This is a genomic window from Microbacterium sp. 22303 (assembly GCF_052045265.1).
Lineage (GTDB): Bacteria > Actinomycetota > Actinomycetes > Actinomycetales > Microbacteriaceae > Microbacterium.
Map to the genome: position 1 here is coordinate 386,368 of NZ_JBQEOQ010000003.1, position 15,371 is coordinate 401,738.

Annotated in this window: 11 protein-coding genes; 4 read left to right on the forward strand and 7 right to left on the reverse strand. The window is 71.7% G+C overall.

All coding sequences use genetic code 11. The features are described from left to right. Positions 1–34 precede the first annotated feature (34 nt). Positions 35–2,857, forward strand: coding sequence for a hypothetical protein (locus ACTJI8_RS11300; protein WP_440733534.1), 2,823 nt, complete (start codon positions 35–37; stop codon positions 2,855–2,857). A gap of 48 nt (positions 2,858–2,905) precedes the next feature. Here ACTJI8_RS11300 and poxB read toward each other — a convergent pair whose 3' ends face one another. Both poxB and ACTJI8_RS11310 read right to left on the reverse strand, forming a co-directional pair. Then, the gene (gene poxB / locus ACTJI8_RS11305) at positions 2,906–4,630 is read right to left on the reverse strand and encodes a ubiquinone-dependent pyruvate dehydrogenase (RefSeq protein WP_440733535.1); all 1,725 of its coding nucleotides are present in this window, start codon (positions 4,628–4,630) and stop codon (positions 2,906–2,908) included. 69 nt (positions 4,631–4,699) lie between these two features. Beyond that, positions 4,700–5,323, reverse strand: coding sequence for an NAD(P)-dependent oxidoreductase (locus ACTJI8_RS11310; RefSeq protein ID WP_440733536.1), 624 nt, complete (start codon positions 5,321–5,323; stop codon positions 4,700–4,702). A 54-nt stretch (positions 5,324–5,377) separates the two neighbouring features. Between ACTJI8_RS11310 and ACTJI8_RS11315 the strand changes: the two genes are divergently transcribed. Both ACTJI8_RS11315 and ACTJI8_RS11320 read left to right on the forward strand, forming a co-directional pair. Then, positions 5,378–5,983 (forward strand): TetR/AcrR family transcriptional regulator, encoded by a 606-nt coding sequence (locus ACTJI8_RS11315; RefSeq protein ID WP_440733537.1) that lies wholly within the window; start codon positions 5,378–5,380, stop codon positions 5,981–5,983. Positions 5,984–6,045: 62 nt separating this feature from the next. After that, entirely contained in the window at positions 6,046–6,693 is a 648-nt protein-coding gene (locus tag ACTJI8_RS11320) for a hypothetical protein (RefSeq protein ID WP_440733538.1), read from the forward strand. 109 nt (positions 6,694–6,802) lie between these two features. Here the strand turns inward: ACTJI8_RS11320 and ACTJI8_RS11325 are convergent, their stop codons facing one another. The 5 genes from ACTJI8_RS11325 to gabT all read right to left on the reverse strand — a co-directional run bounded on the left by ACTJI8_RS11325 (position 6,803) and on the right by gabT (position 13,551). Next, entirely contained in the window at positions 6,803–8,164 is a 1,362-nt protein-coding gene (locus ACTJI8_RS11325; protein WP_440733539.1) for an NAD-dependent succinate-semialdehyde dehydrogenase, read from the reverse strand. Between the two features lie 85 nt (positions 8,165–8,249). Next, positions 8,250–9,713, reverse strand: coding sequence for an NAD-dependent succinate-semialdehyde dehydrogenase (locus tag ACTJI8_RS11330; protein ID WP_440733540.1), 1,464 nt, complete (start codon positions 9,711–9,713; stop codon positions 8,250–8,252). Positions 9,714–9,769: 56 nt separating this feature from the next. After that, positions 9,770–10,654: a universal stress protein gene (locus tag ACTJI8_RS11335; protein ID WP_440733541.1), complete on the reverse strand. Its 885-nt coding sequence runs from the start codon at positions 10,652–10,654 to the stop codon at positions 9,770–9,772. Next, positions 10,654–12,054 carry a flavin monoamine oxidase family protein gene (locus tag ACTJI8_RS11340; protein WP_440733542.1) on the reverse strand — a complete coding sequence of 467 codons (1,401 nt, stop codon included), beginning with the start codon at positions 12,052–12,054 and terminating at the stop codon, positions 10,654–10,656. The genes ACTJI8_RS11335 and ACTJI8_RS11340 overlap by 1 nt, the downstream gene beginning before the upstream one ends. A gap of 123 nt (positions 12,055–12,177) precedes the next feature. Continuing rightward, positions 12,178–13,551 (reverse strand): 4-aminobutyrate--2-oxoglutarate transaminase, encoded by a 1,374-nt coding sequence (gabT, locus tag ACTJI8_RS11345; RefSeq protein ID WP_440733543.1) that lies wholly within the window; start codon positions 13,549–13,551, stop codon positions 12,178–12,180. A gap of 109 nt (positions 13,552–13,660) precedes the next feature. Between gabT and ACTJI8_RS11350 the strand changes: the two genes are divergently transcribed. Next, the gene (locus ACTJI8_RS11350) at positions 13,661–15,154 is read left to right on the forward strand and encodes a PucR family transcriptional regulator ligand-binding domain-containing protein (protein WP_440733544.1); all 1,494 of its coding nucleotides are present in this window, start codon (positions 13,661–13,663) and stop codon (positions 15,152–15,154) included. The last annotated feature ends 217 nt before the right edge of the window (positions 15,155–15,371 follow it).

Sequence of the window (15,371 nt, forward strand, 5' to 3'; positions counted from 1 at the left end):
GAGACCGCGGGGCCGCACACACCCGGAGGACGACATGGCAGGACCGAAGAAGCAGCTGGACCGTCTCCTCGAGGAGATCGACCGCACGCCCTGGGGACCCCAGGAGCGCGCCCTCGTCGCCGAGGCCGTCGCGCTCGCGCAGGAGATCGGCGACGAGCAGCTCGAGTACCAGGCCCGCATGCGGCAGACCGCCTCTGCGAACATGGGCGGGCTCACCGACCTGATGCTGAGCTCGTTCGCCTGGTGCCTCGCGCACCACGACGCGGATCCGGTCCGGTTCCCTGCCGACATCGACAACGGCGCGGCCGATCTGATGTGGCAGTTCAAGTGGATGGCTTCCTCGCTGCGCAGCTCGCCCGCCTTCGCGCCGGAGCAGATCGCGGCGGTGCTGGACGACATGGAGGCGCACTACCGCACCGCAGGGCTCGGCATGAGCGGCGTGCTGATGGCGCGGTTCGAGGATGCGCACGCGGCCGGGCGGATGGACGACGCGGAGCGGCTGCGCGTGCAGCTGGAAGCCACGCCGCGCGACTCGCACAGCCATTGCGATGCCTGCGGCCGGAGCCAGGTCGCCGGGTTCTTCGCCGACACGGACCGCGACGAGGACGCGATCCGCCTCGTCGAGGAGATGCTCGAGGGCGGCTTCTCCTGCGGCGAGGAGCCGGAGCACGCACTGTCGGTGTCCCTGCTGCCGTACCTGCGCCTCGGCCGCGGCGAGCAGGCTCGTGCGGCCCATCTGCGCAGTTACCGGCTGGCGAAGGACAACCCGGATCTGCTCACGGCGATCGCGAACAGCATCCGGTTCTGCGCCCTGAGCGGCAACGAGGCCCGCGCGCTCACGCTCGTCGAGCGGCATCTGCCCTGGTTCGCCCACGACGCGCTCAACGCACAGGGCCACTTCCGCATGCTCACCGCGATCGGCACGGCTCTCGACGCAGTCACGGCGGCAGGCCACGGAGCCACGCCGGTGCGCGGGGCCGACTCCCCCGATCTCGAGCGCTTCTTCGGCGTGCGCGACGGCGCGGACGGCGGGTCGTGGTCCGCCGGCGGGCTCGCGGCGGCGGCCTGGGCCGCGGCCGAGCGGATCGGGGCGCGCTTCGACGAGCGCGACGGCACCGATAACCATGCGCAGCGCCTGCGCCTCGCCCGGCAGACCGCCGCGGAGCGCTACGAGCTGCCGATCCGCAGCGACGTGTTCGCCGCGCCCCCGGTCGACACCGCCCCGACTGACGACGACGGCTGGTACCGCCGTGCGCTCGATCTCGCCGGCTACGGCGCCGCCGCCGACACGCTGGATGCGCTGGCCCACGTGATCGACCGCGTCGACGCCGAACGCCGCGCGGTGCTCACCGGCCAGCGGCTCGCCGCGCTGGTGAACCTCGAGCGCATCGACGAGGCGACGGCGCTCCTGCCCGACCGGATCCGATCCCTGCGCGCCGCCGGCCTCGATGCTCAGGCCGGCGTCGAGGAGCGATTCGGGCTGGCTCTGTTCGGCACCGCGACCGAGGCCGACAACGCGGCCCTCGCCGACCTGCTCGCGGCGTCCGCGGATCCGTCCGGCCCTGGTGCGCTGCCGCCCGCGACCCGCGGCGACATCGCGCTGACGCTGGCGTTCGATCTCGGCGACGACCCGGCCGCGGCCCTCGCGCTCTCGGAGCAGGCGGCCACCCTGTTCGCGGAGGCGGGGGACGCCCGCCTCGGGCACGGCGCGGAGATCGCGGCGGCCATGGCGCTGCTGCGGGCGGACCGCGGCGACGAGGCGCTCGCTCGGATCGACGCCCTGCTGGCCGACGCGGCGATCACCCGAGGCGTGCGTGCACGCACGCTCGAGATGCGTGCGCGCGTCCACGGCGGACGCGGTGCGTTCGCCGAAGGCGCGGCCGACGCCGACGAGGCCGGCCGCATCCTGGCCGAGCTCGGCAGCAGGTCGGGCTTCGCGGGGGCGCAGATGCTCGCCGGCGCACTCTGGGAGGACGCGGAGGAGCCGGAGCAGGCGCTCGCGCGCTACCGCGTCGGCGCTCGGCTGCTGGAGCAGATCGGCGGCGACGTCCCGGGCGCGAAGTACCGCGTGGCGCGCAGCATGCTGAACTCCGGAGCCGTGGAGGAGGCGGCGGAGCTGTTCGGCGAGGTGCTGCAGCTCGAGGAGGCGGACGAGGTCCCCGCGGGCAGCAGGGCGATGACCGCGCTGATGCTGGCGCGGTCGCTGCGAGCCGCGGGCGAGGGCGGGCAGGCGTACGGCGCCTTCGGCTATGCGGCCGAGCTGTTCGGCGAGGCCGAGAACCCCGCCGATCAGGCACTCGCCCTGATGAACAGAGCGCAGATCCTCGCCCAGTACGACGAGCGGGACCAGGCCGTCGAGACCCTCGAGGAGGCCGCGGCGATCGTCCGCACGGCCGAGGATGCGCCGGCCGCCGTGGTCGAGGTGCTGCACAACCTCGGCCAGTCGTACGGCGCGCAGCAGGATCCTCGCGCCTTCGCGCTGTTCGACGAAGTGGAGGCCGTCGCGCGGGCGAACGACGCGGACTGGGTGATCGCCGATGTGACGGACTCCCGCGCGCGGGCGCTGCTGTCGGCCGAGCGGGTGGACGAGGGCGTCGCGGCGGCGCTCACCGCCTCGGATGCCTTCGCCGCCGTCGGCGACGCGCAGTCGGCGGGCGGCTCCGCGCTGCTCGCCGCGAGGGCGCTCAATGGCGCAGAGCGCTCGGCCGATGCCGTCGCCGCCTACCGCGCGGTGCTCGACCAGGCCGCGGGCATCCCGCCCCTGCGCCAGATCGCGGCCCTCGAGCTCGGCGACGTGCTGCAAGGCCTCGGTCGCGATGCCGAGGCCGCCGAGGTGCGCCGGCTCGCCGAGGACTGAGACGGATCCGGTCCCGGCGGCATGGCACGGGACCGGATCCGGCGCCGGTCAGAACAGCTGACGCCAGTTGGCCTTCGCCAGGTCGAGCAGTTCGTCGCCGCGTCCGGAGAGCACGGTGCGGATCGCGTACAGCGCGAAGCCCTTGACCTGCTCGGCGTTGACGGCCGGGGGCATGGACAGCTCCTGCCGCTCGGTCACGACGTCCAGGAGCGCCGGCCCGTCGTGTGCGAGCACCTCGGCGAGCGCGCCGGGAAGATCCTCGCTGCGCTCCACGCGACGCCCGAAGATGCCCATCGCCTCCGCGACGGCGGCGAAGTCGGGGTTGCGCAGGTCGGTGCCGTAGTTCACGAAACCGGCCGCCTTCATCTCCAGTTCCACGAAGTTGAGCGAGGAGTTGTTCACCACGATCGTCTTCACCGGCAGCCGGTTCTGGGTGAGGGAGATGAGCTCGCCGAGCATCATGGTGAGCCCGCCGTCGCCCGCGAGCGCCACCACCTGACGCTCCGGCTCGCTCGCCTGCGCGCCGATGCCGTGCAGCAGGGCGTTCGCCATGGATCCGTGGTTGAACGATCCGATGAGCCGGCGCCGGCCATTCATGTGCAGATAGCGTGCGGCCCAGACCGTGGGCGAGCCGACATCGGCGGTGAACACGGCGTCGTCCGCGGCGGCCTCGTCGAGCAGCCGGGCCAGGTACTGCGGGTGGATCGGCGCCTTGCCGCGCGAGGGCACCGCGAGCTCGTCGAGCTTGGCGCGCGTCTTGCGGTAGTGCGCGGTGGCATCGTCGAGGTGGGTGCGCCGACGGTCGGCCTTGAGCCGCGGCAGCAGCGCCGCAGCGGTCGCGCCGACGTCTCCGACCAGACCCAGATCCAGAGGATGGCGCCGCCCCAGGTTCTCGCCGCGGATGTCGACCTGGATCGTCGTCGCGTTCGCCGGGTAGAACTGCGGGTACGGGAAGTCGGATCCGAGGATCAGCAGGGCGTCGGCGCCGTCCATCGCCCGGTAGCCGGACGCGAAGCCGAGCAGGCCGGTCATGCCCACGTCGAAGGGGTTGTCGTACTCCACGAACTCCTTGCCGCGGAGGGCGTGCACGACGGGCGCGGCGAGCCGATCCGCGAGCGCCACGATCTCGTCGTGTGCGCCCTCCGCTCCGGCGCCGGCGAGGATCGTGACCTTGGACGCCGCATTCAGCAGGGTCGCCGCGCGCTCGAGCTCTGCACCGCTCGGGACCACCACGGGCCGGCTGCGCTCGATCACGGTGACGCGGTCGTCCTCGGCCGGCGCGAGCGCGATGTCGCCGGGGATGACGAGCACCGCCACCCCGCGCTTCTCGATCGCCTGACGCATCGCGATCTGCAGCAACCGCGGCATCTGGGCCGGATCCGACACGTACTCGACGTAGACACTGCACTCGCGGAACAGCTCCTGCGGATGGGTCTCCTGGAAGTACTGGGTACCGATCTCGCTGGTCGGGATGTGCGCGGCGATCGCGAGCACCGGCACACGCGAACGGTTGGCGTCGTAGAGCCCGTTGATGAGATGCAGGTTGCCCGGGCCGCAGGATCCGGCCGCGACCGCCAGTTCCCCGGTGAGCGCGGCCTCCGCGGCCGCGGCGAACGCGGCCGTCTCCTCATGACGAACGTGCACCCAGCGGATGGCGCCGTCCTTGCGCAGGGCGTCGGTGAAGCCGTTCAGGGAGTCCCCCGGGATCCCGTACACGCGCTTCACCCCGTTCGCGCGGAGGGTGCTGACGATGTTCTCGGCGACGGTGGTCATGACGGCCTCTCGTGAAAGCAACAGGACATCTCGAGGCTACGCCCGGCCATCCCTGCCCAGGGCCGCCCGCTACTCGGTGATGTAGACCGCGTGCCGGATCCACTCGGGACGGGACAGGGCATCCACCGCGGCACGTCCGACCGTGTCGAAACGGGTGCTGTAGTGCCAGCGCACGGTGCGATCGATGCCCACACGGTAGTCAGCGGCGCCCGCGCCGGGGATGAGTCGGGAGGGACGCAGGCTCGTCCAATCCGTGGCGCTGGCGGCGAGGGCCGCATCCATGGCGCGGGTGTCGGTGTTGTTCGCCTTCAGCACGCGCTCGAGGATCGGCTTCGCGACGAAGCGGGAGAGCGGGTCGTCGTGGGCCACGTAGGCCCCGGATGCGGAGACGGCGATCACGCGGGACACCCCGGCGGCTTCCATCGCCGCGAGGAGTGCCGCCATGCCCTCCTGCAGCAGCACGACATCGCCGTCGGCGCGGACGTGCCCGATCGTGGAGATCACCGCATCGGCGCCGCGCAGGGCCGTCGTGAGCGCAGCGACGTCCCGCGCGTCCGCGGTCGCCACGATCGTCCCCTCCGGCGCGGAGGCGGGCCTGCGCACGATCGAGACGACCTCGAGCCCGGCGGCGAGGGCGTGCGCGACCGCGGCTCTGCCCGATCGACCCGATGCTCCGACGATGACGACACGCATCCGCTTCTCCTTCAGCCAAGGGGTTAGTGATTACTCACTCACTATACTCGGAGGATGCCTTCGGCCACACCTCACGCGTCGTCCCGCGAGCGGATGCTCGACGCCGCACTCCTCGTGATGCGCGAACGCGGACTCGCCAATACCACGACGAAACTGATCGCCGCGCAGGCGGGCCTGTCCGAGGCGATGCTCTACAAGCACTTCGCCGACAAGCAGCAGTTGTTCCTCAGCGTGCTCGAGGAGCGGACGCCCCGCGCGCAGCTCGATCCCCTGCCGGTCGACCCCGGGGATCTGGCCGCGGGGCTCGCGGGGCTCGTGGTGAGCCTCATGGCGTTCTTCACCAGCACGTTCCCGATCGCCGCATCGATCTTCGGCTCGCCCGCGCTGCTCGCCGAGCATCGCGAGGGTGTCGCAGCGCATGGGAGCGGGCCCGCGCACGTGGTCGACGGCGTGCGCGCCCACCTCGATGCGGAGCGTGAAGCCGGGCGCCTTCGTGCGGACGCCGACACGGAGTCGGCCGCGCGACTGCTGGTCGGGGCCGCATTCCACCGGGGCTTCCTCGCGGCGTTCGAGGGCCTCGACGCCGTGCCAGACGCCGAGCTCATCGCGGCAGGGATCGTGGACGTGGTGCTCTCCGGACTCCTTCCTGTGGCGGGCTGACCCCACCCGGTGCGCCGGGGCGGGGGCTTGACCCGGCCCGGAGCGACGAGCACCCTGAGGGCATGCGCTCCGCCCGCCCCATCCCCGGCAACCCCTGGCCGCATGACATGTCGATCAGCGTGGAGGACGATCCGCACGCCCTGCTCGAGCTGCTCTGGGTGCGTGACGTCTACGGGCTGCAGCCGCCGGGCGATGTGCCGCCTCCGCTGGCGGATCCGCCCACGGCACGACGCTCCCCGAGGGACGCGACCGCATCGTCGAACGCGTGGTCCGTGCTGTGGCGCGGCGCCCTGACCCACCTCGCGGATCTGGACCCGTTGCCGCTGATCGCGAAGATCGAATCGACCGCGCCGGGCTCGGACGAGCGGCGCGCACTGCTCGAGCAGCTGAGGGGCCCCACGTGGCGCGATCGCTTCGGCGCAGAGGCGTTCGACGCGTCCTTCTCGGACTGGGTCTCGCGTCGCGTCCACGAGCGCGTCGCCGGACACCGCGCACCGCTGCACGAGCACCCGGAGCGGCGCGCCCTCCACACCCTGATCCCGGCGTGGAGGGCCGGGCTCGTCCGGGTGATCGAGATCCCGTGCCGCGGCGAGTTCACTCGCATCGCCGGCTCCTCCGCGCTGCTCGCGACGGCCGAGACGCGGGCGGATCCGGAGCGCTACGCCGAGGCGCTGACCGTGTTCGCCGCCCGCGCGCAGAGCGGATCCTGACGCTCCCGTCGAGTTCCCTGGCATGGCGAAGGGGCGGGCGCCGCAGGATATGCGACGCCCGCCCCTTCTCTCCCGCTGAGTGCGGCGGGACGAATCCGAGCTGCCGGAATCAGGCCACGCGGACGAGCTTCTTGTTCACGAACTCGTCGGCAGCGAGCAGACCGAGTTCGCGCGAGGTGCCGCTGCGCTTCACGCCGCCGAAGGGCAGCTCCGGGCTGTCGGCGAGCACGACGTTGACGTAGACCATGCCCGCGTCGATGCCGTTCGCCACTCGCTCGGCCTGGGCGTCGTCGGTGGTGAACACGTACGAGCCGAGACCGAAGGAGGTGTCGTTCGCGAGCGCGACCGCCGCGTCCTCGTCCGCGACGCGATAGACCACGGCGGCGGGGCCGAACAGCTCCTGGCGGTACACGTCCATCTCGGGCGTGACATCGGCGAGCAGCGTCGGCGTGTAGAACGCGCCGTCGCGGGTGCCGCCGGTGAGCAGGGTCGCTCCCTGTGCCACCGCGGTGTCGACCTGATTCTGCAGGTTGACCGCGGCCGCCTCCGAGACGAGCGGGCCCAGCACGGTGTCCTCCTGGGTCGGGTCGCCCGGCGTGACCGCGGACAGCGCGGCGACGGCCTTCTCCACGAACGCGTCGTAGAGCCCGTCGACGACGATGAATCGCTTGGCGCCGTTGCAGGCCTGGCCGTTGTTGTCCAGGCGTGCGTCGACGGCGGCCTGCACGGTCGCGTCGAGGTCGTCGGTGGAGAGCAGGATGAACGGGTCGGATCCGCCGAGCTCGAGCGCGACCTTCTTCAGGTTGCGGCCGGCGTTCTCCGCGACAGCCGCACCGGCGCGCTCGGATCCGGTCACGGACACGCCCTGCACGCGCGGGTCGGCGACGATGGTGGCCGCCTGCTCGATCGATGCGTAGACGTTGACGTAGCCGCCGTCGGGGAGTCCGGCCTCGTGGTAGATCTTCTCCAGGAGAGCCGACGACTCCGGGCACTGCTCGGAGTGCTTGAGCACGATCGTGTTGCCGACCGCGAGGTTCGGGCCGGCGAATCGCGCGACCTGATAGGCCGGGAAGTTCCACGGCATGATGCCGAAGAGCACGCCGAGCGGAGCCTTGCGGATCACCGCGGTGCCGTCGCCCAGGATGTCCAGAGGCTGGTCGGCGTTGATCTTCTCGGCGTTGTCGGCGTAGAACTCGATGATGTCGGCGGCGAAGTCGACCTCGCCGACGGCAGCGGCGAGGGGCTTGCCCATCTCACGTGTGATGATCGCGCCGAGCTCGTCGCGGTGGGCGCGGTGCCCCTCGGCGATGCGGCGGATCACGGCCGCGCGCTCGGCGACGGGAGTGCGCCCCCAGACCGCCGCGGCGCCGTGCGCACGGGCGACGGCATCCTCGATCTGCGCATCGGTGAAGGTCTCGTAGGTGGCGACGGTCTCGCCCGTTGCCGGGTTGACGACGGCGTAATCGGTCATGTCGATCCTTTCGGTGTCACATCATTGTGGGGTGTCCCGGCGGGCTCGGGATCCGTGCGGAACCCGAGCCCGCCGGTGCTGGCGTTCAGTCGACCGGGATCAGCGTGTACTTGGTCGAGAGGTACTCGTGAATGCCCTCGAAGCCGCCCTCGCGGCCCACGCCGGACTGCTTGACGCCGCCGAAGGGAGCGGCCGCGTTGGAGACGACGCCCACGTTCAGACCCATCATGCCCGTCTCGAGAGCGTCGATCATCCGGTGTCCGCGCGCGAGGTCCTGCGTGAACACGTAGGAGACCAGGCCGTACTCGGTGTCGTTCGCGAGGCGCACGGCCTCGGCCTCGTCGGCGAAGGTCGCGATCGCGAGCACCGGGCCGAAGATCTCCTCGCGGAGGATCTCGCTGCCGGCTTGCACGTTCGCGAGAACGGTGGGCTCGTAGAAGGATCCGACACCCTCCAGCGCCTTGCCGCCGGAGAGCAGCGTCGCGCCGCGCTCGACGGCGTCGCCGACGAGTTCCTGGGCCTTGGCCACAGCGTCGTGGTCGATCAGGGGGCCGATCGAGACGCCGTCCTCGGTGCCGCGCCCGATCTTCATCGCGTTCACGCGCTCGGTGATGCGGCGGGCGAACTCGTCCGCGACGTCCTGGTGCACGATGAAGCGGTTCGCCGCAGTGCACGCCTGGCCGATGTTGCGGAACTTCGCCGCCAGGGCACCCTCCACGGCCTTGTCCAGATCCGCATCCTCGAAGACCACGAACGGGGCGTTGCCGCCGAGCTCCATCGACACGCGCAGCACGCCTTCCGCCGCCTGGGCGATGAGCTTGCGGCCGACCTCGGTGGATCCGGTGAAGGACAGCTTGCGCAGACGCGGGTCGGCGATGATCGGCGCCGACAGGGCCGACGAGCGCGAGGTCTGAACGACGTTCACGACGCCGGCCGGCAGGCCCGCCTCCTCGAGCAGCTTCACGAAGTACATCGTGGTGAGCGGGGTCAGTGCCGGCGGCTTGATGACCACGGTGCAGCCGGCGGCGAGCGCGGGCGCGATCTTGCGGGTGGCCATCGCGAACGGGAAGTTCCACGGCGTGACGAAGAACGACGGGCCCACGGGACGCTGCGAGACGACCATGCGGCCGGTGCCCTCGGGGTTCAAGCCGTAGCGGCCGGAGATGCGCACCGCCTCCTCGCTGAACCAGCGCAGGAACTCGCCGCCGTAGACGACCTCGCCACGGGCCTCGGCCAGCGGCTTGCCCATCTCGACGGTCATCAGCAGCGCCAGGTCCTCCTTGTGCGCCTGCACGAGGTCGAACGCGCGGCGGAGGATGTCGCTGCGGGTGCGCGGCGGGGTCGCGGCCCACGAGTCCTGTGCGGCGACGGCCGCGTCGAGGGCCCGCATGCCGTCGGCCGGCGAGGCGTCGGCGATCGTGCGCACCACCTCGTTGGTGGCGGGGTCGCGCACGTCGAAGGTCTTGTCGCCCTCGGCGGCGATCCACTCGCCGGCGATGTAGAGCCCGGTGGGCACGCTCTCCAGCAGGGTCTTCTCCAGATCGGTCATACGATCCTCCTTGTCAGATGCTTCGATTCTCATGCAATCAGGTGGTGCGGGTCCGGTCAGGACCCAGAGTCTGCGCTGTCGTCCAGGCGTGTGCGCGGAACGACGATCATGGGTACGGGGATGATGTCGAGCATCTTCGCCGCGGTCGAGCCGAGGAACAGCCTCCGCGGCTGCGCGAGCCGGCTGGATCCGACCAGGATCAGCTCCCCCGGCAGCCATGCCAGCTGCGCCACGGCCTCCGCGACCGTGTCCCCCGGAGCCCGCTCGAGCTCGGCGCGCACGCCCCGCGGCAGCTCCATCTCCGCACGGGCGAGCACGTCGTCACCGTGCGCCGCGCTCACCAGGCGGATGGAGTTCGGGTCGAACCCGCGCGGCACGTCGAACGCGACGAGCGAGACGAGTCGCAGCGTCGCGCCGGTCGCGCCGGACAGCGCCACCGCCGTCTCCAGCAGTGCGTCGGCGCCGGGGCGATTGCCGATCGCGGCGGTGATCCGCGAGATCGGTGCCTGCACGTCGACGCTGTGCGCGAAGCCGGCCGGCGCCAGCGCCACCGGGATCGGCGAGGAGTGCAGCAGCGCCTGCGCGATACTGCCCATCCGGTGCAGACCGATGGTCGCCCCGTTCGCCGCACCGACGACGATCAGAGCAGCCTCGAGCTGTTCGCCCGCCAGCACGAGCCCCTCCGCGAAGGAGTCGTGCACGCGCACGTGCGCCGTGTGCGCGACGTCCGCGGGGATCATCTCCTGCGCCTCGTCGAGCCACTGTGCCGCCTGCCCCTGGGCCGGGCTGTCCTGCTCCGCGCCGGCGGTTTCGCCGTGGCCGGGCAGGACGATGAGCACGTGCAGGCGCCGCCGCGTGGCACGGGCGAGTCGCACGCCCAGCGCCAGCGCGTCGGAACCGGTCTCCGTCGCCGTGTAGCCGACGACGATGGAGGTGGTCATCAGACCTCGGCCGCCTCTGCGGCGATGAGCTCGCCGGCCTCCTCGCCGCGGTCCGCGTCGAGGATCTGCGACGCGGCGAGGCGACCCATGCGGATCGCGCCGTCGACGTGCTGATACCCGGCGCCGGCCAGGTCGGAGCAGGCGAAGTGGATGGGGCCGACCGGCGTGCGCAGGTCCTTGCCGTAGCGGTGCAGACCGCCCATGTCGAAGCTCGCCGCGTAGGCGCCGCGGGTCCACTCCTCGGAGCCCCAGTCGCTCTCGTAGTAGACGACCGTGTTCTTCGCCTCGGGGCCGTAGTAGTGCGCGAGGGACTCCAGGATCCGCTCCTTGCGCTCCTCGGCGCTCAGTTCGAACACGTCGTCGGCGTTCTGGTCGCTCACGAAGCCGACCAGGGTGCCGCGCTCGTCGCCGTGGTTGGTGTTGTCGTACGCCTCGTGCACGAGCTCGTAGGGGCTGAACGCCGTGGCGGACAGGCCCTGCTCACGCCAGAACGGACGGTCGTAGACGGCGTGCACCTTGATCACGAAGCCCATCGACAGGTGCTGGTGCATCTGGTGCTGGCGGCGCGGCAGCGACGGCACGAAGGAGATCCGGTCGTAGAGCACCGGGGCGTGCGCGAGGATCGCGTAGCGTGCGCGCACGGTGAGCGAGTCGGTGGTCGCGGTCACGCCGTGCTCGTCCCACTCGAGGGTGCGCACCGGCTGGTTCAGCAGCACATCATCGCCGAGGCGCTCGGCGAGCAGCTGCGGGACCTGCTGCAGCCCGCCCACGACGCGCTTGTCGAGGATGAAGTCGGCGTCGACGAGGTTCGAGTACGAGCCGGCGGATGCCGCCATCAGCAACGACTGCAGCAGCGAGAACGCGTGCGTCGGCTTGGTGAGCATCGCGGATCCGGTCGCGAACGCGAGGTTGCGCACGGCCTCGTCGTCGTCGCTCTGCTCGCGCAGCCATGCATCCCAGGTGATCGAGTCCCACTCGGCGGCCTTCGGGTGCGCGTAGGGGCGGTCGGGGTCGATCTCGGCGACCATGGCGTCGAGACGCTCGGTGATCTCGGCGATGACCTTCTCGGTCTCCGGGGCGACCGGGAACATCTCGCCCGTGAAGCGGTGCAGGGCGCCGTCGGGGCCGACGTAGACGCTGTCGCCCTCGCGGTAGCGGCTGAACGTCTCCAGCCCCAGCTCGTCGATCGTCTCGATCAGCGCATCCTGGTCGGGCGAGACCCACTGGCCGCCGATCTCGAGCATGGCGCCGTCGATCACGTCGGTCCAGAGCCGGCCGCCGACCCGGTCACGGGCCTCCAGCACCACGACCGACAAGCCCGCCTTGCGCAATTCGTTCGCTGCGGTGGTGCCAGCGGCGCCCGCTCCCACGATGAGCACGTCACGGGTGATATCGGCCAATTTCGACTCCTTCATCGGTCTCGCACCGTCTGGTGCGCTGTGCAGGTTCCCCTGCGGTTTTCATGCAGAAAGTTGCCGGGCGCGATCCAGCATCCCCCGATCCCGATCGCGCCCGGACGTTTATCAGGCCCCGGCGGGGTAGGCCGCGAGTGCGGCGGCGATGACGTCGAGACCCTCGTTCAGGAGGTCGTCGCCGATCGTCAGCGGCGGGAGGAAGCGGATCACGTTGCCGAACGTGCCGCAGGTGAGGACGATGACGCCCTGCGCGATCGCGGCCTTGGCGACCGCACCGGTGAGCGCGGCATCCGGGGCGCCGGTGGCCGGGTCCACGAACTCGGCCGCGATCATCGCGCCGTGTCCGCGGATGTCGCCCAGACGCGGATCCGCGGCCTGGATGACGGCGAGGCGGTCCTTGAGCAGCGCGCCGATCTCGACCGCGCGCTCCAGCAGGCCCTCGGTCTCGTAGGCGTCGATCGCGGCGAGTGCCGCAGCGCACGCCACCGGGTTGCCGCCGTAGGTGCCGCCGAGTCCGCCGGAGTGCGAGGCGTCCATGATCTCGGCACGGCCGGTCACGGCCGCCAGCGGCATGCCGCCGGCGATACCCTTGGCGGTGGTGATGAGGTCGGGCTCGATGCCGAAGATCTCGCTGGCGAACATCGCGCCGGTGCGGCCGAAACCGGTCTGCACCTCATCGGCGATGAAGACGACGCCGTTCGCGCGGCACCACTCGACGATCGCGGGCAGGTAGCCGTCGGCCGGGACGATGAAACCGCCCTCGCCCTGGATGGGCTCGATGATGACCGCGGCGAGGTTGTCGGCGCCGATCTGCTTCTCGAGCTGCAGGATCGTGCGTGCCGCCGCCTCGGCGCCGGAGAGGCCGTCACGGAACGGGTAGGAGGCCTGCGCGCGGTACACCTCGGGGGCGAACGGGCCGAAGCCGCTCTTGTAGGGCATGGCCTTGGCCGTGAGCGCCATGGTCAGGTTGGTGCGGCCGTGGTAGCCGTGGTCGAAGGCGACGACGGCCTGACGACCGGTGTGCTTGCGCGCGATCTTGATCGCGTTCTCGACGGCCTCGGCGCCCGAGTTGAACAGCGCGGTCTTCTTGGCGAAGGCACCGGGCGTGAGGCGGTTGAGGGCCTCGGCCACCTCCACGTAGGACTCGTACGGGGAGATCATGAAGCAGGTGTGCGTGAACTGCGCGGCCTGCGCGGCGATGGCCGCGGCGACCTTCGGGTGCGCACTGCCGACCGTGGTCACGGCGATGCCGGAGCCCAGGTCGATGAGCGAGTTGCCGTCGGCGTCGACGACGACGCCGCCACCGGCTGCGACCGCGGCGACCGGCACGGTGTGACCCACGCCGGCGGGCACGGCCGAGGCCTTGCGGGCGAGGATCTCGGCCGAACGCGGGCCGGGGAGCTCGGTGACGAGGCGGCGCTCCTGGGGAAGGGAGGGGCCGCCGAGGGGAAGGGTGTCAGCCTGCGCGTCGATGGTGGTCATGGCGTCGAGACTACGGAGGCGACCGCTCGAGAGCATTCGCCGTGGCGTACAATCTGGATCACGATTTCGCCGGTGCGGCCATGACGATGCCGGCGCGGAAGGAGCACCCGTGGACCAGGATCCCACCCTCCGCACGCTGCTGCGCCGGCGCGACCTGCACCTGCGCCTGGTCGGCGACGAATCGGCGCTGCCCACGGGATCCCTCGATCACCCGCTGCGCTGGGTGCACAACTCCGACCTCGTGGATCCGACCCCGTTCCTCACCGACGACCTGGCCCTGCTGACGACCGGCACGCAGTTCGCCGACGACGACGCGGCAGGCGTCCGCGCCTACGTGCACCGGCTCGTGGATCGCGGGGTGGTGGCGCTCGGCTTCGGCACGGAGGTGCATCGCAGCGGCATCCCCGCCGACCTCGCCGACGCCTGCGCCGCCGCGAGCCTGCCCCTGTTCGAGGTGCCCTACGGCACGCCGTTCCTGGCCGTCGCGCGGGCGCACGCCGAGGCGATCGCCGCACAGGCCTATGCCCGGCGCACCTGGGCGCTGGAGACCCAGCGCGCACTCTCGGTCGCAGCCCTCCGTCCCCACGGGCTGGAGTCGACGCTCACCGAGCTTTCACGCCGTCTCGGCTGCAGAGTGGGCATGTACGACGCCGCGGGGCAGCTCGTACACGAGCATCCTGCGGGCGGCGCCTCCCCCGTCGTCGCCGATGCCGCAGCCGATCTCCTCGCCCGCGGCGGATCTGCGAACCGCGTGGTGCAGGACGGCGAGACCGCGCACACGCTGCTCACCGTGGGGCGCGCGGGGCACCTGCGCGGTGTCGTCGCGATCGCGAGCGACACCCTGGATCCCGAGACGCGCACCGTGGTGACCTCGGTCATCGCGATGGCCGGGCTGTCGCTCGAGCAGAGCGAGCAGCTCGCGCGCAGCCGCCGACGGCTGCACCGGCAGCTGTTGACCTCCCTGCTCTCGGACGATCCGGCCCTGGCCCGGCGCGTGCTCGGCGCTCTGCCGCCCGCGCCCGTGGTGGTCGCCGTCGCCGCGGGACAGCGCCAGGGCACGGTCATCGAGTGGTGGGAACGGCAGCGTGGCGACGCCGCCCCGTCCGCGTTCCTCGCCGAGTCCGACGACGGACTCGTGATGTGCCTGAGCGTCGCCGACGCCGGAGTGCTGGACGAGGTCGCCGCCCGCACGGAGGTGCGCATCGGCGTCTCGGCGCCCGAGGAGTACAGCGGATTCTCACGGGCGCACGCACAGGCGCTCACGGCGCTGCGCCGGGGCGCCGAGGGCGTGACCCGCTACGCGGACAGCGCGGAGTCGAGCGTTCTGGCGGCGTTCGCGACGGACGAGGCGCGACTGATCGCCGAGTCCCTGCTGGCCCCGCTGCGCCAGCACGACGCGCAGGAGGGCGCGGAGCTGGAGCGATCGCTGCGGGTGTGGCTCGAGCATGACACCCGCCTGGAACCCGCCGCCGCCGTCCTCGGCGTGCACCGGCACACGCTGCGCACCCGGATCTCGCACGCCGCGTCGATCCTCGGCGCGGACCTCGGATCCTTCCCCGCACGCGCCGAGCTCTGGGCCGCGCTGCGTACCGCCGGCGACTGACCCCGGCGTCTCCCTGCGGGCCGGATCCGCACCGGGCCGGATCCGCGCACCCCATCCCCGCTCAGTGGTCGCATATTGCGGGCAAGGGCCTCCGTAAGTCGCATTCCGCGACCAGCGAGCGGACCGGATCCGCAGCGGGCCGGATCCGCGCACCCCATCCCCGCTCAGTGGTCGCATATTGCGGTCAAAGACCTCCGTAAGTCGCATTCCGCGACCA

What these genes read in the sequence shown, in the direction of transcription:
- ACTJI8_RS11300 (WP_440733534.1), top strand. Translation starts at nt 35, where the DNA reads ATGGCAGGACCGAAGAAGCAGCTGGACCGTCTCCTCGAGGAGATCGAC.
- gabT (WP_440733543.1), bottom strand. Translation starts at nt 13,551, where the DNA reads ATGACCACCATCGACGCGCAGGCTGACACCCTTCCCCTCGGCGGCCCC.
- poxB (WP_440733535.1), bottom strand. Translation starts at nt 4,630, where the DNA reads ATGACCACCGTCGCCGAGAACATCGTCAGCACCCTCCGCGCGAACGGG.
- ACTJI8_RS11325 (WP_440733539.1), bottom strand. Translation starts at nt 8,164, where the DNA reads ATGACCGATTACGCCGTCGTCAACCCGGCAACGGGCGAGACCGTCGCC.
- ACTJI8_RS11330 (WP_440733540.1), bottom strand. Translation starts at nt 9,713, where the DNA reads ATGACCGATCTGGAGAAGACCCTGCTGGAGAGCGTGCCCACCGGGCTC.
- ACTJI8_RS11315 (WP_440733537.1), top strand. Translation starts at nt 5,378, where the DNA reads ATGCCTTCGGCCACACCTCACGCGTCGTCCCGCGAGCGGATGCTCGAC.
- ACTJI8_RS11320 (WP_440733538.1), top strand. Translation starts at nt 6,046, where the DNA reads ATGCGCTCCGCCCGCCCCATCCCCGGCAACCCCTGGCCGCATGACATG.
- ACTJI8_RS11310 (WP_440733536.1), bottom strand. Translation starts at nt 5,323, where the DNA reads ATGCGTGTCGTCATCGTCGGAGCATCGGGTCGATCGGGCAGAGCCGCG.
- ACTJI8_RS11335 (WP_440733541.1), bottom strand. Translation starts at nt 10,654, where the DNA reads ATGACCACCTCCATCGTCGTCGGCTACACGGCGACGGAGACCGGTTCC.